Below are 20750 nucleotides of genomic sequence, written 5' to 3'. Positions count from 1 at the left end.
ATCTTTCACCAGATCAAAGGATTTGCCATGTTTGCTTCCCGCCCGCTCAAGGCCGGCCTGCTCGCCGCGATGCTGTCGCTGCCGCTGCTGGCGCATGCCGACGCCGCCCAGGACGCCGGGGCCAAGGAACTGGCCGCCACCCTGAACATCGACAATATGTTGCCGGCGCTGGTCGACCGCACCACCGCCAGCGGCCCCATCCTGCTGCAGGACTACCTGGGCAAGAACAAGATCCAGCTGACGCCGGCCCAGCAGAAGAAGGCCCAGGCCGGTCTGAAGGGCTATATGGACGGCATCCACAAGCTGGCCACCGACTACTTCGCCTCCGCCGCCGTCAAGCAGCAGTTCGAACAGACCGTGGTGAAGAACCTCAACGCCCAGTTCAGCGCCGACGAGCTCAAGCAGATCAACGCCTTCTACAAGACCCCGGCAGGCCAGAAACTGCTGAAGCAGCAACCGCAGATCGGCAACGCCATCGCCGGCGAAACGCTGAAGAGCGCCGAGAAGACGCTGCTGCCCAAGATGCAGGCCGCCGCCGAGAGCTACGGCAAGAGCATCGCCAAGAAGTAAGCCCCGACCGCCGGGCGATGACGAAGACATGCCTCATCCGGCGGCGCCAACGGCTATAACGGAAGCACGCCCTCCGTTTCCGATGCCATGATGCGCCGCCGATCCGCCGTCTACCGCCTGCTGCTCGCCCTGCTGCCCGCCTGCTGCGGCGCCGCGCCGCTGACCGTGACCATACTGACCGACAACGGTTATCCGCCGTATTCCTACGAAGCGTCGGGCCAGGCCATCGGCATCTACAACGACATCCTGCGCGCCGCCTCGGCGCAATTGCGCGATTACCGGATCGAGTTGCGGCCGGTACCGTGGAAACGCGGGCTGGTCGAGCTGGAAAGCGGCCGCGCGCTGGCCTTGTCGCCGCCGTACTACCGGCCGCGCGAGCGCCCCTATATGCAACCGTATTCGACGCCTATGCTGAGCGAGCAGGTCGTGGTCTATTGCCGCGCCGCCGTGATGCAGCAGCCGCGGCCGCGCTGGCCGGACGACTACCTCGGGCTGCGCTTCGGCAGCAACGCCGGCTTCCGCCCCGGCGGCGACCTGTTCTGGCAGCGCGTCAACCAGGGCAGGATCGCGCTGGAAGAGGCGGCCGACGTCCGCACCAATCTGCTGAAGACGATCCGCGCCCACCTGGACTGCTATCTGAACGACAGGCTGGCGATCCAGCTCGAGCTGGCCCGCCTTCAGCGATCGGGCCTGTACTCCCCGGGCACGCTGGTCGAGACGGCCGTCGTGTCCGAAGAACAGGGTTATGTCGGCTTCACCAACCGCGACGGCGGCCGCTTCCCGTACAAGCAGGATTTCATCCGGCAGCTGAACCAGGCGCTGGCCGAAATGAAGCGCAGCGGCCAGATCGACCGCATCGTCGAGCAGGCGCTGCAGACCGCCCGCCCGCCGGCGACGCCGCCGTTTTGACAGCGCCGGAAAGCCCGGCTTAGCATGTGCTGTCTCCATTCACGAAAGCATCAATGGAAAACCGCAAACTGGCGGTCCTGATCGACGCCGACAACGCCCAATCGGCGCTGATCGCAGAACTGCTGGCCGAAGTGGCCAAATACGGCACCGCCATCGTCAAGCGCGCCTACGGCGACTGGACCACCACCCAGCTGAAAGGCTGGAAAGAGGTGCTGCACCAATACGCCATTTCGCCGATACAGCAGTTCGCCTACACCAAGGGCAAGAATTCCACCGACTCCGCGCTGATCATCGACGCGATGGACCTGCTGTACACCGGCAATTTCGACGGTTTCTGCCTGGTCTCGTCGGACAGCGACTTCACCCGCCTGGCCACCCGGCTGCGCGAGGGCGGCCTGACCGTCATCGGCCTGGGCGAGCAGTCGAAGACGCCTCGCCCCTTCATCGCCGCCTGCGACAAATTCGTATTCACCGAAATCCTGCGACCGGCGCCGCCGGCCAAGGCTAAGCCGGAAGCGGCGGCGGCCGACAAGCCCAAGACCCGCAGCAGCCGCTCGCGCGTCAAGACAGCGCCGCACAAGGAAAAGCACCCGCTGCAAGACATGTTCACCTCGGCGATCGAGGCGGTGGCGCGCGACAGCGGCTGGGCCGAGCTGTCCGCGGTCGGCTCCTACCTCGCCAAGAACGACCCGTCGTTCGACCCGCGCAACTGGGGCCACGGCCGGCTGTCGCAAATGGTGAAGAAACTGGAATTTCTGACGGTGCAGGAAAGCCGCAACGGCTCCAAGCTGCACAGCGAGATCCGGCTGCGCCATGACGGCGAACCGGCCGTGGCGGAAGCCGCCGCGCCCGCCGAGACGCCGCCGCAGGCGCCCCCCGAAGAGGCCGTCGCGCCGCCGCGCAAGAAACGCAGCCCGCGCAAGAAAACCGCTCCTGCCGGCTGAAAACTGGTACGTTAATTGCTCAAGCCTTGATTCAAGGCCCCGAACGACCTCAAGCAAGGACAAAACATGCAGATTCGTGACGCCACCCTGGAAGACCTGGCCGCGATACTCGACATCTACAATGAAGTGATCGCCACCACCACCGCCGTCTACAACGACGATCCGCTGACGCCGGGCGAGTTCGCGCTATGGTTCCAGGACCGCAACGCCGCCGGCTATCCGGTGCTGCTGGCTGAGGAGAACGGCCGCGTGCTGGGCTTCTCCAGCTTCGGCGACTTCCGCGTCCGTCCCGGCTACCGCTTCACCGTCGAGCACAGCGTGCACCTGACCGCCGATGCCCGCGGCAAGGGCATAGGCACCGCGCTGGTACAGGCGCTGATTCCGCGCGCCCAGGCGCTGGGCAAGCACACGATGCTGGGCGCCGTCGACGCCGACAACGAGGGATCGATCCGCTTTCACGAAAAGCTCGGCTTCGTCCAGGTCGGCCGTCTGCCGCAGGTCGGCTTCAAGTTCGGCCGCTGGCTGGACCTGATCTATCTGCAGCGTTTCATAGACGGCGCCGGCGCCGGTCCGGCGGCCTAAGAGCCTTTTTGCGGCATCGGCCACCTCTGCCGGATGCAGGGCGCGGAAAACGGCCCGACGCGGTGTCATTCACTGCCAGGGGCGTTTGACAAAGCCATGCGCCGGCAGAAAATGGCCCCTACGGGCAGGCCCTCCAGCAGGCTCCAAGCACCTACTCGTCCCGGTACAAGGCGCGCGCGCCCAGCCTGGCGGCGACGCGCGCCGCCAGCCAGGATGCCAGCGCCACCGGCAGCAGCATGCGCCAGGCGCCGGTCAGCTCCATCATCATCAGCACCGCCAGCCACGGCGCCCGCGCGGTGGCCGCCAGAAAGGCCGCCATCCCGACCAGCACCGCGCCGCCGACCGGCAGCCAGCCCGGCAGCATCAGGTTCAGCAACTGGCCGGCCAGCGCGCCGCCGGCGGCGCCGGCGAACAGCATAGGGGTAAAGATGCCGCCGACGGCGCCGGAGCCGCTGGTTGCGGCGGTGGCCACCAGCTTGCACACCAGCAGCGTCAACACCAGCTGCCATGCCGGCTCGCTGACCAACAGCCACGACACCGTGCTGTAGCCGTTGCCCCACATCTGCGGCCAGAACCAGGCCAGCGCTCCGACCACCGCGCCCCCCAGCGCCATCCTGAACGGCAGCCGCATCGGCAGCCGGCCGAATGCGTGCCGCCCCAGTTCCATCAAACCGAGAAACAGCGGCGAGCAAGCGCCCAGCACCAGCGCCAGCAGACAATAACCGGCCAGCGCCAGGCGATCGGGCGCGATCAGCGCGGCCGGCCGGTACAAGGGGGCGAGGCCGAACAGATGGTCGACGGTGAGACTGGCGGTCAAGGCCGCCAACAGCAGGGCCGGCAGCGCGCGCCAATCCGGCCGGCGCCACACCACCTCGCAGACGAAGGCGATCGCCGACAACGGCGCGTGGTAGGCGGCGGCCCAGCCGGCGGCGATGCCGCAGGCCACCAGCCTCCGCCGGCGCGGCAGCGTCATCGGCAGCAGGCGGGTCAGCAGCGAGCCGCCTTGCGCCGACAGCGCCACCATCGCGCCTTCGCGGCCGATGGAGCCGCCGCTGGCGACGGTGATCAGCGAGGACAAGCCGTTGACCAGCGTGCGGCGCAGGCTCAGATGGCCGTCTCCGACGCGCACCGCCTCCAGGTAGTCGCCCTCGGCGGCGCCGCGCAGCAAGCGGCGCCCCTGTTCCAACGCCACGCCGGCCAGCAGGCCGCCCAGCGCCGGAATCAACGCGCGTTGCCACGGCGCCAAGCGGCCGGCGATCTCCACCAGGCCGCCGGCATGACCGGCCAGCAGCGATTCCGCCTGATGCAGCGTGGTCTGAAAGCACAGCACCAGCAAGGCGCCCAGCACGCCGCAGCAGGCGGCAAGCGGCAGATGGATCAGGGCGGAATGGCGTGTCGGCGGCGGCATCGGATAGGCGGTTCAGAAAATGCGAATGGCTCGGCGCTTCGCAGCAAATGAAAAGCGCCGCAGTCACCTGCGGCGCTCCTCAGTTTTGTTACTGCCACTGTCGAATGCAGTGTTTTTCTTGATATGTCTCTATTCCCACCCTTTGTACGACTCAGCGCACTTCTGCAACAATATCCCTACTGAACACCTTTTCGCAATACTTGCACTTCATTTTTGTGTCATGCGCCAGCGTTTTCACGTAGAAAAAGCTTGTCACCGGCTCATTATGCGAAATGCAATTGGAATTAGGGCAGGAAAAAATGCCCTCGACCGCGTCCGGGAGGGTCAATTTGTGCTTTTTGACCACTTCGAAGTTGTCGATGACATTGACTGTCGCTTTCGGCGCGAACAGGGCCAGCTCATTGGCCTGCTCCTCGGTCAGCGCCACGTTCTCCACCTTGATCAGGTCCTTGCTGCCCATGTGACGGCTGACCAGGTTCAGGCCGACGGTGACGCGCTCGCCGCTTTCGGCCAGCTTGAACAGGCGCAGGATCTTCACGCCCTGGCCGGCCGGGATGTGGTCGATCACGGTGCCTTGCTTCAGCGCTTCCACGGTGCGGGTATATTGCATGGTCTCTATCCTTTTCTTGCCTGATTACACGGTCTCGTTCAGTACCAGCGACAGCAGCGCCTGACGCGCGTAGACGCCGTTCTTCGCCTGCTCGAAATAGTAGGCGTGCGGCGTGGCGTCGACGTCGGCGGCGATCTCGTCGACGCGCGGCAGCGGATGCAGCACTTTCATGCCGGGACGGGCGTGCTTCAGCATGTCGGCGCGCAGCGCGTACTGGCCGCTGATCTTCTTGAACTCGGCCTCGTCGAAGCGCTCGCGCTGCACCCGGGTCATGTACAGGACGTCCACTTCGGGAATCACGTCCTCCAGGCTGCCGGCCACCGTGTACGAGATGCCCTTCTCGTCCAGCTCCTCGCAGATGTAGTCCGGCATCGCCAGCGCTTCCGGCGCGACGAAGTAGAAGCGCGCGCCGAACAGCGACAGCGCCTGCGCCAACGAATGCACGGTGCGGCCGTACTTCAGGTCGCCGGCGAAGGCGACGGTCAGATTCTCCAGCCGTCCCTGGGTCTCGCGGATGGTGAACAGGTCGAGCAGCGTCTGGGTCGGATGCTGATTGGAGCCGTCGCCGCCATTGATCACCGGCACCGCCGAGAATTCGCTGGCCAACCGCGCCGCGCCCTCCTTCGGATGGCGCATCACCACCGCGTCGGTGTAGGAGCTGATGATCTTGATCGAGTCGGCCAGCGTCTCGCCTTTCTTCGCGCTGGTATTGCCGCCGTCGGCGAAACCGATGATGTTGCCGCCCAGGCGCTGCACCGCGGTCTCGAACGACAGCCGGGTGCGGGTGGACGGCTCGAAGAAACAGCTGGCCACCAGCTTGTCCTTCAGCAGGTCGCCCCGCGGGCTTTGCTTGAGGCGCGCGGCGGTATCCACCACCAGTTCCAGTTCCTCGCGGCTGAAGTCGGGTATGGAGATGATGTGTTTCCGATAGAGTGGATTGGCCATGGTCGCTGTCCTCGTATTGGCGGTTGCGGGCGAAAAAAAAGCCCCTGGCGGCAGGGGCTTTTTTTCGGGAATGCGGGAACGTCGGGAACGGCAGTCGACGGAAACGCCGCCGCGCCACCGATACCGGTGCCGGCCATGCCGCTGCGCTGTCGTTCCGCCTGTTTCATTACCGCTGTTCCGAACAAAATTGCGGGAATATATCCTGATATCCCCCTAGTCGACAAGATGGCCGGCCCATGGTTCCGGCCCGCCGCGCCCCGGTCGAATGTCCGCGCAGCATGCGATCGGTCCTTGCAAATCGCGGCTCGCCGGATGATGCTTGTAGAAAACGGCTTCCCATTCACCCGCAGCTCAGCCTGAACCTCCGGCCATGATCAAGTGCATCAACGTCAATGATCTGAAGATCGGCATGTACATCCACGATCTGAATTGCGACTGGATGTCCCACCCCTTTCTGGTCAACCGCTTCCTGGTCAGCAAGGAAGGCGAGATTCAGAAAATCATCGACGCCGGCATCCACGAAGTCTATATCGACACCCGCAAGGGACTGGATTTGCCGTCGGCGCCGACCGAGGGCGAGGTGCGCAAGCAGCTGGAGAGCGAGCTGATCGAGATCGCCAGCCGCAACCGGACCGTGGAGCGCCAGGTGGAGGCCGGCGAGGAGTTCGGGCGCGCCCAGCTGATACACAACGAGGCCAACCAGATCGTGCGCGGCATGCTGCAGGACGTGCGCCTGGGCAAGCAGGTGGTGCTGGAGCAGGTGGAGCCGCAGGTGGAAAAGCTGACCGGCTCGATACTGCGCAACGGCGGCGCCTTGCTGTCGCTGTGCCGGATCAAGGACAAGGACAATTACACCTTCCAGCATTCGGTCAGCGTCGGCGCGCTGATGGTCAGCTTCTGCAACGGGCTGAACATGAGCAAGGAAGTGATACATCACGCCGGCATCGGCGGCATGCTGCACGACATCGGCAAGATGAGGGTGCCCGACGAGATCCTGAACAAGCCCGGCAAACTGACCGAGCAGGAATTCCAGGTGATGAAATGCCACGTCGTCGAAAGCCAGAAGATTCTGCATGCCACCAAGGGCATTTCGGAAACGGCGGTGCTGGTGGCCGGCCAGCACCACGAACGCCACGACGGCAGCGGCTATCCGGCCGGGCTGAAGGGCGAGGAGATTTCGCAGTTGGGACAGATGGCGGCCATCGTCGACGTCTACGACGCCCTGACCTCCGAACGCTGCTACCACCAGGGCATGTCGCCGACCGACGCGCTGCGCAAGATCTACGAATGGTCGAAATTCCACTTCAACCCGGAACTGGTTCAGGCCTTCATGCGGGTGATAGGCATTTATCCGGTCGGCACGCTGGTGCGGCTGGAAAGCGGCCGGCTCGGCGTGGTGATCGAGCAGAACGACAACAATCTGGTTTCGCCCAAGGTGAAGGTGTTCTTCAGCACCAAGAGCAACACCCACATCCAACCGGAAATCGTCGATCTGTCGCGCAAGATGGGTTTCGGCGGCGGCGACCGCATCGTCAAGCACGAGTCGCCGGAAAAATGGCATATCGACCCGCTGCGCTTTCTGTAGGGTGCGTCGCCGTCTAGGCAGCGACAACGCACCCTACCGGTAATCGCCCCACACCGCCTGCATCGCCGCCACCGCCGCCAGCGCCGCCGTCTCGGTGCGCAGGATGCGCGGGCCCAGCTTCAACGGCGTCCAGCCGGCGGCCAGCGCCGCGTCCTCCTCCTGCGCCGAGAAACCGCCCTCCGGCCCCGCCATCAGCCAGCTTCGCGCCGGCCGTTCGGCCAGTTCGCTCAGGCTCTTGTCGCCGCGCGGCGACAGAATCAGCCGGATATCGGCCTCCTGGCGCTGCGCCAGCCAATCGTTCAGCGTCAGTATCGGCAGCACCTGCGGCACGGTGTTGCGGCCGCTCTGCTCGCAAGCGGCGATGACGATCTCCTGCCAGCGCGCCACCCGCTTGTCGGCGCGCTCGCCGCTGAGCTTGACCACCGAGCGACCGGCGGCGATCGGCTGGAACACCGCCACGCCCATTTCCACGCCCTTCTGCAGCGTGAACTCCATCTTGTCGCCGCTGGAAATGCCCTGCGCCAGCCCCAGCCACAGCGGCGTTTCACGTGAAACGTCGTCGAAGCGCTCGATCACGCAGTGGGCGTCGCGCTTCATCACCGCGCTGAGCGCCGCCTGCCACTCGCCGCCGCGGCCATTGAACAAGGTGATGGCGTCGCCGGCGTTCAGCCGCAATACTTGGATATGACGCACCACAGCATCGGGCAGGGACAGTTGCTGGCCGACCACGAGTTCGGCGTCTAGATAAAACCTTGGCATCGGATATTGAAAGTCGCTGTTGATACCGGTATTTTGCTAGGTTTGCTCCATTCGGCAAACCGCTTTCGCGCCGAAACCGCGCAAACAGGGAGAAACAGGATGCAGGTGCTCGAACAGGTGATGCAGCTGGTACGCGACGTGGCCGCCCAAGAGGTGATGCCGCGCTTTCTGCGCGTCGGCAAAAGCCGCAAGGACGACGGCACCCTGTTCACCGAAGCCGATCTCGCCTGCCAGCAGGCGCTGCAACGCAGCCTGCCGGACATCCTGCCGCATCCGGTGCTGGGCGAGGAGATGGACCGCGACGAGCAGGACGCGCTCTGGAACGCCAACCGCGACGGGCTGTGGGTGGTGGATCCGATAGACGGCACCACCAACTTCGTCAACGGCCTGCCCTATTTCGCGATCTCGGTCGGCCTGATGGCCAACGGCAGAAGCGAGCTGGGCGTGATCTACAACCCGGTGTCGGACGAGATGTTCTATGCCCGCCGCGGCCAGGGCGCCTGGCTGAACGGCCAACGGCTGCCGCTGAAAACCGTCAACAACTGCATAGGCGACGCCATCGCCAGCGTCGAGGTCAAATACCTGCGCTCGGGCAAGCTGGCCGCCCGCATCGGCAGCGTCGCTCCGTGCGGCAGCCAACGCAATATGGGCTCCAGCACGCTGGACTGGTGCTTCCTGGCCGCAGGCCGCTACGACCTCTATCTGCACGGCGGCCAGCGGCTGTGGGACTACGCCGCCGGCGCGGTCATCGCCGAGGAGGCCGGTGCCCGTCTGGCCAGCCTGAACACCGACGATTACTGGAACGACGTGATCTGGAAACGCTCGGTGGTAGCCGCGATCACGCCGGAACTGTTTGCGCAGTGGCACCGCTGGGTGCGGGCCAACCAATAGTCTCACAGTCGCGCGGCAAACGCCGCGCGCCACCGGATTCCATTAGACTGCAGCCTTACGAACTCCCGACCCCGGCCTGTCCCATCCCCGCAGGCCGGCGCACGCTGGCGCTATCGACATGACCACGACCATCCTCGCCATCTTTCTCATCGTCTATCTCGGCATGATTCTGGGCGGACTGCCGTTCCTGCAGTTGGACCGGACCGGCGTCGCGCTGCTCGGCGCGATCGCGCTGATCGGCGTCAACGCGCTGAGCCTCGAGGAGGCGGTGGCCTCGATGCACCTGCCGACGCTGATATTGCTGTTCGCCTTCATGGTGGTCTCGGCCCAGATGCGCCTGGGCGGCTTCTACGACTGGATCACCGATAAACTGACGACTTTGCCGTTGAGTCCGGCCGGCCTGCTGGCGGCGTTGACCGTCGCCGCGGCGGCGCTGTCGGCGGTATTCAGCAACGATATCGTCTGCCTGGCGGTCGCGCCGATATTGATCGACGCCTGCAGGCGGCGCCGGCTCGATCCGGTCCCCTTCCTGCTGGCGCTGGCCTGCGCCTCCAATATCGGCTCGGCCGCGACGCTGATCGGCAATCCGCAGAACATGCTGATAGGCCAGACGCTGCGCCTGCCCTTCGGCGGCTATTTCCTGGAAGCCATCCTGCCGGTCGGCCTCGGGCTGCTGGCGTGCTGGGCGTTGATCGTCCGACAGACCGGAGGCCGCTGGCTGGACGACGCCGCCGCTTCATCCGACGCGCCGGCAACCGGACCGCGCGCGGAGGACGCGCCGTTCGACGGCTGGCAAACCTCGAAGGGACTCATCATCGCCGCCGCGCTGCTGGCGGCCTTTCTGGCTGCGCCCTGGCCCAGGGAACATATGGCGCTCATCGGCGCGGGCATCCTGCTGATGAGCCGCCGCCTGCATTCCCGCAGGATGCTCGGACTGGTCGACTGGGAATTGCTGGTCCTGTTCATGAGCCTCTTCGTGGTCAACCACGCGCTGCAACGCACCGGAATCACGGCCGATGCCATCGCCGGCCTCGCCTCGCTCGGCGTGCGGCTGGATCAGCCCGGCCCCTTGTTCGCCGCCACCTTCCTGCTTTCCAACATCGTCTCCAACGTCCCCGCGGTGATGCTGCTGCTGCCGATCGCCCATCACCAGATGGGCGGTCTGATGCTCGCGCTGGTCAGCACGCTGTCGGGCAATCTGCTGATCGTGGGCAGCATCGCCAACATCATCGTCGTCGACGCCGCGGCCAGACGCGGCATCGCCATCGACTGGAAACGCCATGCCCGCGTCGGCGTGCCGATCACGCTGGCGACGCTGGCCGTCTCCGGCGCCTATCTGGCGCTGCGCTTCGGCGGCGCGTGAAACCGGCGGCCCGCCATCCGGATACGACGGCTCAACGCAGGCGGTTCCAGTTCAGGATCGCCTCCTTCTTATTATCGGCCTGAGCGCCGATGGCCGGACAATTGCCCTTGTCCGGGTAGCGGCTGCACTGCACCCAGATCCGGCGAGAGCCGGCCTTCACCAGTTCGGCGCGCGCGCCGCACTTGGGACAGGGTTGGGGAGACAGGGGCGCGATTTCGCTCATGGTGTCGCTTCCTCAATACGGACGGGGCCCAGCGCGCCCCGTGGCGTTTTCGTCATTGATCCCAGCTTAGCGGCCGCCGCCCGCCATCGGCAAGCGCGTCGATGCAGATGAACCGGCGACGACAAAAAAAACCGCATGCCGGTCCGGCATGCGGCTCATCGCACGGCGCCGTCCGCTCAGCGGCGGCGTGCCTGCGCCGACAGGTTCATATCCTGCTTGCGCAGGAAATCGGCCACCATCTGGCCCAGCAGCACATGGGTGTGCGTGGTCGGGTGCAGGTTGTCCCAGAACACATAGGCGTCGGCGTTCGAACACTCCGGCCGCGGCGTCTGCGGCAAGACGTACGGCAGGCTGGCGTTGGCCGCCACGTTCAGGCACGGCTGCGTGGTGTTGCCGACCTGATACTTGGCCGGATTGGCCAGCAGGTCGTTGAACATGCCGTAGGCGTCGAACAGCCTGAGCTTCAGCGTGGCGCCATGCTTCTGCTGCATGCCGGACACCAGCGTCGCCAGTTTGGCGTTGTAGTCCCTGACCTGTTGCGCCAGCTGCGGCGCCTTGCCGCCCGCGGAACCGGACGGCGTGCGCGACAGGTCGGGCAGCGTCAACACCACGATGTTGCGGCCGCCGGCGGCGATGATCTTGTCCAGCGCCTTGCCCTGGTCGGCGATCACCTGGTCGACGGCCCGGCCGTAGTTGAGCAGGTCGTTGCCGCCGATCAGCATCGTGAACAGCGTGTTCTCCGCGCGGTAGCCCGGCGCCTTCTGCATGTACTGGGACCACGAGTCCACCTGCTGCAGCAGGCCCGGCACCACCAGGTGGCTGTCGGCGGCCGAACCGCCTATCGCCCAGTTGTACAGCGGCAGCTTCAGCTGGTCGGCCAGATGCTCGACCCAGACCCGGCCGTTGCTGAAGCGGCCGATATACCAGCTGCTGGCGATCGGCAGCCGCCATTGCGAGGCGCCGTACATGTTCTGGGTGTCGGACAGGCTGTCGCCGAACACGACCATGCGGTTGATCCCATTGCCCTGGCCGGCGCCGTCCAGCGTCCAGATGGTGTGGTTGTACGACATCGCGTTGTTGGCGGCGGCGAACAGCGCCAGCGGCCGGTTGATGCCCTGCTTGCTCAGCGTCTGCTGGCAGACCGAGCGCAGCGCGTCCTGGCTGGTGTCGCTGTAGAACATATTCTTCAACGCGACGAAGCTGCCCGACCACCAGTAGCCATTGACGCGGTAGTAGTCGCCGCTGGACGGGTCGGTGGCCCAGACATAGGTGGTTTGGGGCTGGTTGGCCGCCGGACTCTTGCGGTAGTAACAGCGCAGATAGGTGTAAGTGGCGCTGCCCGGCTGCGGCTTGACCTGGCCCGAGGCCGCGCGCGTCTCGCTTTCGGACAACGGTTTGCCGGCCGAAATCACGCCGTCCAGCTCGTCGCTGGGCTGCGCCTCCGACTGGGCCTGCGCCTGGACGCAGGCCATCATGCCTGCCAGCAAGGACAGAACGATGGTTTGTTTCATGTATTCACCCGATACCTTGTTTGTTATGTGTGGAATGCCCGTCGTCGCCATCCGGTCGCGGTTAAGGCTCCGCGCCGGCCGGGGCTTCCTGTCAAACAGAATACCAGCCGTTTACATTTAAAATAAATTGTTAATTTTAAACACTTAAACCAGATCCAACGCCTCCACCCTGGCGCCGGTCATGAAAAAAGCCGCGATGCAATCGCGGCTTTTTTATTGAGAATGCGTCTCAAACACCAAGCAGGACCGTCTTCAGCGGGGGTTTGCCATCGCTGCTGGGGAAGTCCTCGTCGGGCACGATCCACTCGGCCGAACGCACTTCGCGGCCCGCCTTCGCGGCACTGCGCTTCAAGCTCTCCAGCCAGGCGTCGCCGTCCACTTCTGCAACATTATTGCAACAAATCAGCATGCCGCCGGGCGCGGTGGCGAGCAGCGCCGGCTTGAACAGCGCCTGGTAGTCGTTGACCAGGTCCACGACGCCGAACGGACTCTTGGAGTAGCGCGGCGGGTCCAAGAACACCAGGTCGAACTGGCGCGGTTCCAGCTTCGGGAACGGCGGCATTCTCTTGCCGCGAACGCGGTCCGGCTGGCCGATGCCGGACAACTGGCGCACGGCGGCGAACACGTCGCTGTGCAGGCAGCGCGGCCGGGTGGCCAGCAGGTTCAGCTTGGCGTTGGCTCGGCCGACGCTGAGGCTGGACTCGGCGAAGTCCACGTTCAGCACGAAGCTGGCGCCGCCCTTGGCCGCCGCCACGCCGACGCCGCAGGTGTAGGCGAACAGATTCAGCACGCTCTTGCCTTCGGCCAGCTGCATCACGCGGCGGCGCGCGGCGCGCAGGTCGAGGAACAGCCAGGGATCCTGGCCCTTGTGGCGCGCCTGGTAATGGAAGGCCACGCCGTTTTCGCGTATCGCCACGTCCTGCTCGGCCACCGCCTGCTCGGCCAGCGGCAAGGCGTTGCGGATGCGGGAATGGGCATCGCTGCGGTCGTTGTACACCAGGGCCAGCTCCGGCAGCGTCTGGCGGTAATGCGCGCGGATTTCCTCCAGTTCGGCATCGGCCAGCGGCTGGTGGAAGGTCTGCACCAGGATCTGCTCGCCGTAGCGGTCGATGGCGAGGCCGGACACGCCCTCCACGCTGCCGTGGAACAGGCGGTAACAGTTGGTGTCTTCGGCGGCCAGGCGCTCGATCAGCGCGGCGCGCGCCGCGTCGGCGCGGCGCAAGAGTTCGGTCAGGGTGGACATGGGGGCTTTCGATTACGGTTCGGCCGGGCCGCGGCGAAACGCCGCGGCCGGATCAAAACCGAATTGTAAGCCCTGGCGGGCGGCACGCCAAACGCCGTCCCGCTCCCGCGTCAGCGCGCCCTCCTCAACATCGGCATCGCGCCGGACGAGCCGAGGTAGTCCGCCACCGCATTACCCAGCAGCAGGTGGGTGTGGGTGGTCGGATGCAGCGTGTCCCAGAACACGAAGCTGTCCGCGTTGGTGCAGTTGCCACGCGGCGACTGGCTGCGCATATAGTTCAACGACGAGTCGGTGTTGATGTTCAGGCAGGACTGGGTGGTGTTGCCGACCTGGTATTTGGCCGGATTGTTCAGCACGTCGCCGAACAGCGCATAGCTGTCGAACACCTGGATGTTGGCGCCGTACTGCTGGCGCAGCGAGGCCGCCAGCGCGTCAAGCTTGCGGTTGTAGTCCAGCACCTGCGCCGCTACCGTCGCGCCGTCGTTCCTCATCTGGAACACCGGCGCGCGCGACACGTCAGGCAGCTTCAGCAACAGGATGTTGCGGGCGCCGGCGCCGAGCAGATTGTTCAGCGCCTGCTGCTGGCCGGCGATCACCTTGTCCGGCGTGCTGCCGTAGTTGACCAGATCGTTGCCGCCTATCCACATCGTGAACAGCGTGGTGGCCGGATTGTAGTTCGGCGCCTGCTGCATGTACTGCTGCCACGACTGCACCTGCTGCACCACCCCTGGAATCACCAGCTTCTGCGTCGACACGCCGGCGCCGCCGATCGCCCAGTTGTACAACGGCAGCTTCAGCCGAGACGCCAGGTATTCGACCCAGACCGGGCCATTGCTGAAATGGCCGATATACCAGCTGCTGCGGTTCGGTAGCGTCCATTGCGAGGCGTTGTAGACGTTCTGGTTGTCGGACAGGCTATCGCCGAAGGCGATGATCTTGTTGATCGCCGGGCCCTGGCCGGCGGCGTCGTTGCTCCACACCGTGTAGTTGTACGACATCGCGTTGTCGGCGGCGAACACCATCGCCGGCTGCTGCTGGATGCCCTTGGCCGTCAGCGTGCTCTGGCAGGCCGCGCGCAGCGTGTCCTGCGACACGTCGCTGTAGAACATGTTCTTCCATTCGAAGACGCCGCTGGACCACCAATGGCCGTTCAGACGGTAGTAGTCGCCGCTGGACGGGTCCAGCGCCCACACATAGTCGGTGCTAGGCTGGGTATTGGCGCCGCCGGTGCGGTAATAACAGCGCAGATAGGTATAGGTGGCGCCGCCGGGCGTAGCGGCGGCGGCCATCCGCGCCGTGGCCGCCGTAGCAGGCTTGGCCTTGGGCAGGCCCTGCTTCAGCAGCGCTTCGCGGCTGAGCGGACCGGACGGCGAAAGGATGTGGCCGTAGCGCGGATCGGGTTGGCCGGCATCGGCATAGGCCAGCGAGGACAGGGCGAGGCCCAACAGCAACCATGACTTCATTCGTTCTCCTCCTTGATGTGTGTAATCGAACGACGCCACGCCTAATGATGACGTGTACGTTTACATTAAGAAGAGAATATGAATTTTGTATATGGCAAATCATGACGTTACGGTAAAAATTAGATTAAACGCTCGAATGACTGTCTCACCATCGCCAGCGCAGCATCGCCGGCACAGCCCGACGCGTATGCCATAGTGAAGTGTTAGCCACCCACTGCCGCGAGGACGCCATGCAAGCCGACCGTGACCTGCTGAAGACCCTGTACACGATGGCGATGCTGGTGGAGGCCCGCGATGCCTATACCGGCGGCCACCTGTGGCGCGTGTCGCGCTACAGCCAACTGCTGGCCGAAGACTTGCAGCTGCCGAAAGCGGAAGTGGAACGGATCGCCTTGGGCGGCTTTCTGCACGACCTGGGCAAGATAGGCGTACCGGACGCGGTGCTGAACAAGCCGGACAAGCTCAGCGACGAGGAGTACGCGGTGATCAAGACCCACCCCCGCGTCGGCGCCGAGCTGCTGCGCGACCATCCCTTGGCCGAGCTGGTGATAGACGCCGTGTTAAGCCACCACGAAACGCCGGACGGCGACGGCTATCCGCAGCGGCTGGCCGGCAAGGCCATCCCGCTGGCGGCGCGCGTCGTCGGCATCGCCGACGCCTTCGACGCGATGACCAGCACCCGCCCGTACCGCCAGGGCATGCCGAGCGGCCAGGCGCTGGCCATCATCGAGGAGCGCTTGGGCAGCCAGTTCGACCGCGAGTTGGGACTGCGCTTCATCGCGCTCGGCCGCGCCGGCAAGCTGGACCACGTGCTGGGCCACAGCCAGCCGGGCGTGCCTATGCAATCCTGCCCCGGCTGCGGCCCCATCATCGCGGTGCCCGGGGACGCCGAGGACGGCGCCGACATCTTCTGTCCGGGCTGCGCCGGCGGCTATCGGCTCAGCCGCGGTCCGGACGCGCTGTCGCTCAGTCCGACCGGCCGCAGCGATCCGGTGCTGGCGCGGCAGCCGCGCGCCGACGACAAGCTGATCGAATCGCTGCTGCGCGACAGCGGCCAACTGCGCAGCCGCGGCAAGCCGGGCCTGCTCGAGCTGCTGTTCGGCTGAGGCATTGCCTGGAAAATGTCAATGGTATAGATTGAAATCATCGCGATGCGCGGCAAGCGGCAAAGGCAGACCATGCAAAGGCTACACCCCAATCTGCGCCCCTGGCTGGACGAATACAACCGCGCAGCCCGCCAGAAGGCAGAGGCCGGCTACAAGGCCACCGTCATCGGCGCGCGCGAGGCGCTGGCCGAGCTGACCCGCCAGCAGGTGCCGCCGGGGCCGGACATCGCCTGGGTAAACGATGACCTGGTGCCCGGCCGAGACTACAGCGTGCCGGTGCGCATCTACCATCCCGAGCCCGAAGAGGCATTGCCGGTCCTGGTGTTTCTGCACGGCGGCGGCCACATGGCCGGCGGCGTCAGCGTCTACGACGGCATCAACCGTCGGCTGGCGGCGGCCAGCGGCCATATCGTGGTGGCCGTCGAATACCGGCTGGCGCCGGAGAACCCTTATCCTGCCGGGCTCAACGACGCCTTCTGCGTAACGAAGGGAATCTGGAAAACGCTGGACGAGCGGCGGCTGCCCTATCTGCCCCGGCTATCGCTGGCCGGCGATTCGGCCGGCGGCGCCTTGTGCGCCAGCGTCAGCGGCAAGGCGCAGCACGACGCCTCTTTGCCGATCGCGCGCCAGGTGCTGATCTATCCCTGCGTCGACTACACGCTGACGCAGCCGTCGGTGGCCGAAAACGGCAGCGGCTATTTCCTGACCGCGGCCCGCACCAGTTGGTACTTCGACCAATATTTCCAGCACGCGGAAGACCGCCGCGAAGCGTCGCCGCTGTACTGGGACTTCAGCCCGCGGCTGCCTGCCACGCTGGTGATCACCGCGGGCCTGGACCTGCTGCGCGATGAAGGCCTGCTGTACGCCGGCCGGCTGCAATCGGCCGGCGTGGCGGTCGAGCATCTGCGTCTGGACGACCAGATGCACGCCTTCCTCAATATGGAGACGCTGGTGCCGGAGGTGTGCACGCTGGTCTACCACCGCATCGGCGCCTTTCTCAACGCCGGCTGACGGCGACGCCCTGAAGCCGGTCAGCTTCGCGGGCGCGCGCCGCGCGGCGCATCATCGGATTCAGTAGTTTTCCGGGAAGAAATGACGCTCGGTCAGTTCGATCAGGATATGCAGCACCTTGATGTGCAGCTCCTGGACGCGGTCGGCGTAGTGGCCGCCCGGCGTGTTGACGTAGACGTCGGCCAGCGGCTCCAGCTTGGTGCCGGCTCGGCCGGTCAGGATGATCACCTTGACGCCCATCTCCCTCGCCGTCTCCGCGGCGCGGATGATGTTGCGGCTGTTGCCGCTGGTGCTCAGGCCCAGCAGCACGTCTCCGGCGCGGGCATGGCTTTCCAGGTAGCGGGCGAAGATCTCGTCGTAGCCGTAATCGTTGCCGACGCAGCTGATATGGCTGGGATCGCTGATCGCGATCGCCGCCATGCCGCGACGGTTGTTGCGATAGCGGCCGGTCAACTCCTCGGCGAAATGCATCGCGTCGCACATCGAGCCGCCATTGCCGCAGGAGAACACCCTGCCGCCCGCCGCCAGCGCGTCGATGATGGTCTGGGCGGCCGCCTCGATGCCGGCCAGGCCCTGCGGATTCGCCAACAATGCGTCGAGCGCGGTCTTGGCTTCGGTCAGGCTGGTCCGGATGTGGGTCTGCATAGCTTCTTGTCCTGTCTGAATATCTGAAAGTCTGGCTGCTTAGTATACACCGCGGCCCAAACGTTCCCGTTCAAGCGATCTGCCGGCCGAACCACACCACCCGCCCGATCACCTCGAACTCGCCGGCGGTCCGGACCAGGTCGACGGTAAAGGTTTCATACAGCGGATTGGCGCTTTTCACCTGCACCGCGCCGCCCGGCAGGCGCTGCAGCTGCTTGACGAAAATGTCGTCGCCGATGCGGATCACGAACAGGCCCTCTCCCGGATTGCGCTCGGCGGTATTGACCAGGATGGTGTCCCTGTCCTCCAACACCCCGCTCATGCTGTCGCCCTTGACGCTGAGCACGGCCAGATCCCGCGGCGCCGCGTTCAGATAGTTCTTCACCCAGTAACGACGGAACGCCATATAGAACATCGGCTGCTCGGCAGTCGCGCTGGTTCCAAAGCCGGCCGAGGCCTTCAAGTTGTAACGCGGAATGAAACAGAACTCCTCGTGCACGCCAGCCGGTACGAAATGGTCGTCGCCGTCCACCCGCAGCGGGGCGGCAAGCGACGCGTCCATCTCGGCCCCCGGCGGCGGATCGGCGTGGATCTCCTCCGGCTCCAGCCATACGGGCTCATCGCCGTACAGCAGCCATTCCAGCCGACAACCGCAGCTGTCGGCGATCTTACGCGCAGTCGCGGTCCTGGGCACGCCGCCCTTGTACCACATATTGGTGAACGAGCCCTTGTTGATGCCGATGCGCGCGGCCCAGGCATAAGGCTTTTCGGAACCGATCAGCAGTTCCAGGCGATGCCGGAAGTCGGAATGCTGCAAAGAATCATCCATTTGGAACTCCCCCAGTAAGCAAATACGGCTGAAGCGGCCACCGAAAGTACCATTTCGCCGTCATGTCGGCGACTACAACTGACATCGGTAGTGACATCCGCTCGCTTGATAAGTTCAAAACACAAGCATAGAATGGCAATCGAACTGCATAAGTAGTTCTACTATCTAGTTGAACTACTCAATTTAGCACTAAAATTCATAATGAAAACATAAAAAGTTCCAAATTCTTCCGCCGTGCTGCTAGCTAACCGCCTTGGCGAATTGTAACTCATTTAGAACTTAATGTCTGTCAAGGCTATTTGGGAACTCAGGAGTCTCCGTGATGAACACTAATGCGCAATTCCCCGCCCTGCCCTCCACCATGCAACTGGTCGCCAACCTGATCGGCATGCCGCGCACGCTGCAACTGGTGCAGGCGCTGGGCGGCACGACGCTGCCCTTCTCCAAGAACCAGAGCCGCGCCGGCCAGCTGCGCTTCGCCGCGCTGGTCGAAGTCATCGGCCAGGAAGCGGCCGAACAGCTGACCCACCACTTCGGCGGCGACATCCTCTATATCCCGCGCTGCAGCCAGGCATTGCGTCAGGCGCGCAATCAACAGCTGATCCGCGACTTCGACGCGCTGCTGATCGAGGGCCTGGGCGCCAACGAGGCGGTGGGCCTGCTGGCGATGCGCTACCGCCTGAGCGACCGCATGATCTGGCGCGTATTGAAAACCCCGCCGGCGCCGGGCGAAGTGCACTGATTTTCCATCCAGCGCAGGAGAACGCCGCATGGCCAGCCGCGCCATTTCCGATCTGCATCCGCAACTGCAACCGCTGGCCGAATCCTTTCTCCGCCGCTGCCGCGACCAGGGCCTGGACCCGCTGATCCTCTGCACCTGGCGCTCTGCCGAAGAACAGGAGGCGCTGTACCAGCTGGGCCGCGACAAACCAGGCGCCATCGCCACCGACGCCCGTCCGGGCCAATCCGCCCACAACGCCATGCTCTACGGCAGCCCGGCGGCCCGCGCTTTCGACGCGATGCCGCTCTTGGCCGGCAAACCGGTCACCGATCCGGAACACCCCCACTGGCACGCGATGGGCGAAATCGCCGAAGCCCTCGGCCTGCGCTGGCATGGCCGGTCGGCATCGCAGCCGCACGAGCTCCCCCACTTCCAACTTCCGATGGAGACCTGAAATGCACCCCGCCGACCTGCTGCGCAATCCGCACAGCCGCCGTCTCAGCCACAGCCGGCTATGGGCCAATGTGGCCTGCGCCGCCGCCACCGCGATGTTCATCCGCGACGGCTGGCGCGGCGCGCTGACGCCCGACATCTGGCTGATCTATCTGGGCGTGGTCGGCGGTTATTCCGCCTCGCTGCGGATGATCGCCGCCTATCGCAACCGGAGCCAGCCATGATCTGCGTCCCCGCGTTGCGGCTGGCCGCCTGCCTGTTGCTGCCGATCGCCACCGCCGCCGCCGGCTATGCCACCGGCCGCGCGCAAAGCGAGCGTTACTGGCAGGCGGAGCTGCAGGCCCGCGTCGGCGCGCTGCAAACCGCGCGCGCCGTCGAGATCCAGCGGCAGCAGGCCGATGCGCTGGCCAGCCGGCAAGCGTGGCGGCAACGCGTCGATCAGCTGGAAAACCGCGTTCTGGCCCAGCAGCAAACGCTGCAGCAATGGCAAAACCAACAAGCCCGGAGAATAGACGATGCCACACGCCACGACGGCGACCGCTTTACTGGCCTTGGCCCTGACAGCCTGCGCCTCTACCGCCGGCTCCTCGGCTATCCCGACCAGCTGCCCGGCTCCCAGTCCCTATCTACTGGCTCTGCCGCCGAAACCGCCGGCGCCGATGCCGGGCTACCGGCACCCGATCTCCTCGCCCACGCCGCCGACTACGGCGCCTGGTGCCAGCAACTGGAGCAGCGTCTCGTCGCCCTGAAACAACTCTATCCCGAACAGGAACCCACACCATGACCGACTTCTTCGACCGAGCGAGCGAGCTGGAAACCGAATTCCGCGAACAGGCGCTGGCCCGCCACTTCCAGCAATGGCAGCAGAGCGGCCTCAGCCACTGCGAGGACTGCGGCGACCCGATTCCCGATGCCCGGCGCCTGGCCGTTCCCAGCTGTACCCGTTGCGTGCTTTGCCAACAACTGGCCGAAAAGTGAG

At 65.2% G+C, this 20750-nt stretch carries 24 protein-coding genes; 14 read left to right on the top strand and 10 right to left on the bottom strand.

All coding sequences use genetic code 11. The annotated features are described in order from the left end of the window. Window positions 1-27 precede the first annotated feature (27 nt). From WNM05_RS01735 to WNM05_RS01720, 4 genes are all read left to right on the top strand, one after another. Window positions 28-570, top strand: coding sequence for a DUF2059 domain-containing protein (locus tag WNM05_RS01735; protein ID WP_434631982.1), 543 nt, complete (start codon window positions 28-30; stop codon window positions 568-570). A gap of 90 nt (window positions 571-660) precedes the next feature. Further along, window positions 661-1479, top strand: a complete 819-nt coding sequence (locus WNM05_RS01730; RefSeq protein ID WP_434631980.1) for a substrate-binding periplasmic protein — start codon at window positions 661-663, stop codon at window positions 1477-1479. Window positions 1480-1532: 53 nt separating this feature from the next. Next, window positions 1533-2423, top strand: a complete 891-nt coding sequence (locus WNM05_RS01725; RefSeq protein ID WP_434631978.1) for an NYN domain-containing protein — start codon at window positions 1533-1535, stop codon at window positions 2421-2423. Between the two features lie 66 nt (window positions 2424-2489). Continuing rightward, entirely contained in the window at window positions 2490-3005 is a 516-nt protein-coding gene (locus WNM05_RS01720; protein ID WP_434631976.1) for a GNAT family N-acetyltransferase, read from the top strand. Window positions 3006-3156: 151 nt separating this feature from the next. On the opposite strand, the gene WNM05_RS01715 is transcribed toward WNM05_RS01720, so the two are convergent. The 3 genes from WNM05_RS01715 to pyrB all read right to left on the bottom strand — a co-directional run bounded on the left by WNM05_RS01715 (window position 3157) and on the right by pyrB (window position 5968). Beyond that, on the bottom strand, window positions 3157-4413 hold the full coding sequence (locus tag WNM05_RS01715; RefSeq protein ID WP_434631974.1) for a chloride channel protein: 1257 nt from the start codon (window positions 4411-4413) through the stop codon (window positions 3157-3159). A gap of 151 nt (window positions 4414-4564) precedes the next feature. Continuing rightward, window positions 4565-5023, bottom strand: coding sequence for an aspartate carbamoyltransferase regulatory subunit (gene pyrI / locus WNM05_RS01710; RefSeq protein WP_434631972.1), 459 nt, complete (start codon window positions 5021-5023; stop codon window positions 4565-4567). Between the two features lie 24 nt (window positions 5024-5047). Then, window positions 5048-5968: an aspartate carbamoyltransferase gene (pyrB, locus tag WNM05_RS01705; protein WP_434631971.1), complete on the bottom strand. Its 921-nt coding sequence runs from the start codon at window positions 5966-5968 to the stop codon at window positions 5048-5050. Window positions 5969-6338: 370 nt separating this feature from the next. On the opposite strand from pyrB, the gene WNM05_RS01700 reads away from it, so the two are divergent. Then, window positions 6339-7553 carry an HD-GYP domain-containing protein gene (locus WNM05_RS01700; RefSeq protein WP_434631969.1) on the top strand — a complete coding sequence of 405 codons (1215 nt, stop codon included), beginning with the start codon at window positions 6339-6341 and terminating at the stop codon, window positions 7551-7553. A gap of 33 nt (window positions 7554-7586) precedes the next feature. Here the strand turns inward: WNM05_RS01700 and WNM05_RS01695 are convergent, their stop codons facing one another. Beyond that, on the bottom strand, window positions 7587-8312 hold the full coding sequence (locus tag WNM05_RS01695) for a 16S rRNA (uracil(1498)-N(3))-methyltransferase (RefSeq protein WP_434631967.1): 726 nt from the start codon (window positions 8310-8312) through the stop codon (window positions 7587-7589). Window positions 8313-8417: 105 nt separating this feature from the next. Between WNM05_RS01695 and WNM05_RS01690 the strand changes: the two genes are divergently transcribed. Further along, the gene (locus tag WNM05_RS01690) at window positions 8418-9203 is read left to right on the top strand and encodes an inositol monophosphatase family protein (RefSeq protein WP_434635112.1); all 786 of its coding nucleotides are present in this window, start codon (window positions 8418-8420) and stop codon (window positions 9201-9203) included. A gap of 118 nt (window positions 9204-9321) precedes the next feature. Continuing rightward, window positions 9322-10566 (top strand): anion transporter, encoded by a 1245-nt coding sequence (locus WNM05_RS01685; RefSeq protein WP_434631965.1) that lies wholly within the window; start codon window positions 9322-9324, stop codon window positions 10564-10566. Between the two features lie 31 nt (window positions 10567-10597). On the opposite strand, the gene WNM05_RS01680 is transcribed toward WNM05_RS01685, so the two are convergent. The 4 genes from WNM05_RS01680 to WNM05_RS01665 all read right to left on the bottom strand — a co-directional run bounded on the left by WNM05_RS01680 (window position 10598) and on the right by WNM05_RS01665 (window position 15006). Next, the gene (locus WNM05_RS01680; RefSeq protein ID WP_434631963.1) at window positions 10598-10789 is read right to left on the bottom strand and encodes a Lar family restriction alleviation protein; all 192 of its coding nucleotides are present in this window, start codon (window positions 10787-10789) and stop codon (window positions 10598-10600) included. 176 nt (window positions 10790-10965) lie between these two features. Continuing rightward, window positions 10966-12300, bottom strand: coding sequence for an SGNH/GDSL hydrolase family protein (locus WNM05_RS01675; protein WP_434631961.1), 1335 nt, complete (start codon window positions 12298-12300; stop codon window positions 10966-10968). Between the two features lie 229 nt (window positions 12301-12529). Continuing rightward, entirely contained in the window at window positions 12530-13543 is a 1014-nt protein-coding gene (locus tag WNM05_RS01670; protein ID WP_434631959.1) for a class I SAM-dependent rRNA methyltransferase, read from the bottom strand. A gap of 110 nt (window positions 13544-13653) precedes the next feature. Continuing rightward, complete coding sequence (locus WNM05_RS01665; RefSeq protein WP_434631957.1) at window positions 13654-15006, bottom strand: SGNH/GDSL hydrolase family protein; 1353 nt, start codon at window positions 15004-15006, stop codon at window positions 13654-13656. Between the two features lie 230 nt (window positions 15007-15236). Here WNM05_RS01665 and WNM05_RS01660 point away from each other — a divergent pair, with 230 nt between their 5' ends. Further along, the gene (locus WNM05_RS01660; RefSeq protein ID WP_434631955.1) at window positions 15237-16112 is read left to right on the top strand and encodes an HD domain-containing phosphohydrolase; all 876 of its coding nucleotides are present in this window, start codon (window positions 15237-15239) and stop codon (window positions 16110-16112) included. 72 nt (window positions 16113-16184) lie between these two features. Beyond that, complete coding sequence (locus WNM05_RS01655) at window positions 16185-17123, top strand: alpha/beta hydrolase (protein ID WP_434631954.1); 939 nt, start codon at window positions 16185-16187, stop codon at window positions 17121-17123. Between the two features lie 60 nt (window positions 17124-17183). Here WNM05_RS01655 and gmhA read toward each other — a convergent pair whose 3' ends face one another. After that, entirely contained in the window at window positions 17184-17768 is a 585-nt protein-coding gene (gmhA, locus tag WNM05_RS01650; RefSeq protein WP_434631952.1) for a D-sedoheptulose 7-phosphate isomerase, read from the bottom strand. Window positions 17769-17838: 70 nt separating this feature from the next. Further along, window positions 17839-18597 carry a S24 family peptidase gene (locus WNM05_RS01645; protein WP_434631950.1) on the bottom strand — a complete coding sequence of 253 codons (759 nt, stop codon included), beginning with the start codon at window positions 18595-18597 and terminating at the stop codon, window positions 17839-17841. 322 nt (window positions 18598-18919) lie between these two features. Here WNM05_RS01645 and WNM05_RS01640 point away from each other — a divergent pair, with 322 nt between their 5' ends. The 5 genes from WNM05_RS01640 to WNM05_RS01620 are packed head-to-tail and all read left to right on the top strand — an operon-like array spanning window position 18920 to window position 20749. Next, on the top strand, window positions 18920-19339 hold the full coding sequence (locus tag WNM05_RS01640; protein ID WP_434631948.1) for a Mor transcription activator family protein: 420 nt from the start codon (window positions 18920-18922) through the stop codon (window positions 19337-19339). A 28-nt stretch (window positions 19340-19367) separates the two neighbouring features. Next, the gene (locus tag WNM05_RS01635) at window positions 19368-19772 is read left to right on the top strand and encodes a M15 family metallopeptidase (protein WP_434631946.1); all 405 of its coding nucleotides are present in this window, start codon (window positions 19368-19370) and stop codon (window positions 19770-19772) included. 1 nt (window position 19773) lies between these two features. Beyond that, window positions 19774-19995, top strand: a complete 222-nt coding sequence (locus WNM05_RS01630; protein WP_434631945.1) for a hypothetical protein — start codon at window positions 19774-19776, stop codon at window positions 19993-19995. After that, window positions 19992-20555, top strand: coding sequence for a hypothetical protein (locus tag WNM05_RS01625; RefSeq protein WP_434631943.1), 564 nt, complete (start codon window positions 19992-19994; stop codon window positions 20553-20555). The genes WNM05_RS01630 and WNM05_RS01625 overlap by 4 nt, the downstream gene beginning before the upstream one ends. Continuing rightward, on the top strand, window positions 20552-20749 hold the full coding sequence (locus WNM05_RS01620; RefSeq protein ID WP_434631941.1) for a TraR/DksA family transcriptional regulator: 198 nt from the start codon (window positions 20552-20554) through the stop codon (window positions 20747-20749). The genes WNM05_RS01625 and WNM05_RS01620 overlap by 4 nt, the downstream gene beginning before the upstream one ends. The last annotated feature ends 1 nt before the right edge of the window (window position 20750 follow it).

It is taken from the genome of Chromobacterium sp. CV08, assembly GCF_051129845.1.
In the GTDB taxonomy this organism is placed as follows: Bacteria; Pseudomonadota; Gammaproteobacteria; order Burkholderiales; family Chromobacteriaceae; genus Chromobacterium.
Note: the sequence above shows the minus strand (reverse complement) of the source record. Positions and strands in the feature narration are given on the sequence as shown.

Coding starts and splice junctions, on each gene's coding strand:
- WNM05_RS01695 (WP_434631967.1), bottom strand. CDS start 8,312: ATGCCAAGGTTTTATCTAGACGCCGAACTCGTGGTCGGCCAGCAACTG.
- WNM05_RS01675 (WP_434631961.1), bottom strand. CDS start 12,300: ATGAAACAAACCATCGTTCTGTCCTTGCTGGCAGGCATGATGGCCTGC.
- WNM05_RS01720 (WP_434631976.1), top strand. CDS start 2,490: ATGCAGATTCGTGACGCCACCCTGGAAGACCTGGCCGCGATACTCGAC.
- WNM05_RS01635 (WP_434631946.1), top strand. CDS start 19,368: ATGGCCAGCCGCGCCATTTCCGATCTGCATCCGCAACTGCAACCGCTG.
- WNM05_RS01670 (WP_434631959.1), bottom strand. CDS start 13,543: ATGTCCACCCTGACCGAACTCTTGCGCCGCGCCGACGCGGCGCGCGCC.
- WNM05_RS01630 (WP_434631945.1), top strand. CDS start 19,774: ATGCACCCCGCCGACCTGCTGCGCAATCCGCACAGCCGCCGTCTCAGC.
- WNM05_RS01665 (WP_434631957.1), bottom strand. CDS start 15,006: ATGAAGTCATGGTTGCTGTTGGGCCTCGCCCTGTCCTCGCTGGCCTAT.
- WNM05_RS01730 (WP_434631980.1), top strand. CDS start 661: ATGCGCCGCCGATCCGCCGTCTACCGCCTGCTGCTCGCCCTGCTGCCC.
- WNM05_RS01625 (WP_434631943.1), top strand. CDS start 19,992: ATGATCTGCGTCCCCGCGTTGCGGCTGGCCGCCTGCCTGTTGCTGCCG.
- WNM05_RS01715 (WP_434631974.1), bottom strand. CDS start 4,413: ATGCCGCCGCCGACACGCCATTCCGCCCTGATCCATCTGCCGCTTGCC.
- pyrI (WP_434631972.1), bottom strand. CDS start 5,023: ATGCAATATACCCGCACCGTGGAAGCGCTGAAGCAAGGCACCGTGATC.
- gmhA (WP_434631952.1), bottom strand. CDS start 17,768: ATGCAGACCCACATCCGGACCAGCCTGACCGAAGCCAAGACCGCGCTC.
- WNM05_RS01735 (WP_434631982.1), top strand. CDS start 28: ATGTTTGCTTCCCGCCCGCTCAAGGCCGGCCTGCTCGCCGCGATGCTG.
- WNM05_RS01700 (WP_434631969.1), top strand. CDS start 6,339: ATGATCAAGTGCATCAACGTCAATGATCTGAAGATCGGCATGTACATC.
- WNM05_RS01725 (WP_434631978.1), top strand. CDS start 1,533: ATGGAAAACCGCAAACTGGCGGTCCTGATCGACGCCGACAACGCCCAA.
- WNM05_RS01685 (WP_434631965.1), top strand. CDS start 9,322: ATGACCACGACCATCCTCGCCATCTTTCTCATCGTCTATCTCGGCATG.
- pyrB (WP_434631971.1), bottom strand. CDS start 5,968: ATGGCCAATCCACTCTATCGGAAACACATCATCTCCATACCCGACTTC.
- WNM05_RS01660 (WP_434631955.1), top strand. CDS start 15,237: ATGCAAGCCGACCGTGACCTGCTGAAGACCCTGTACACGATGGCGATG.
- WNM05_RS01640 (WP_434631948.1), top strand. CDS start 18,920: ATGAACACTAATGCGCAATTCCCCGCCCTGCCCTCCACCATGCAACTG.
- WNM05_RS01655 (WP_434631954.1), top strand. CDS start 16,185: ATGCAAAGGCTACACCCCAATCTGCGCCCCTGGCTGGACGAATACAAC.
- WNM05_RS01645 (WP_434631950.1), bottom strand. CDS start 18,597: ATGGATGATTCTTTGCAGCATTCCGACTTCCGGCATCGCCTGGAACTG.
- WNM05_RS01680 (WP_434631963.1), bottom strand. CDS start 10,789: ATGAGCGAAATCGCGCCCCTGTCTCCCCAACCCTGTCCCAAGTGCGGC.
- WNM05_RS01620 (WP_434631941.1), top strand. CDS start 20,552: ATGACCGACTTCTTCGACCGAGCGAGCGAGCTGGAAACCGAATTCCGC.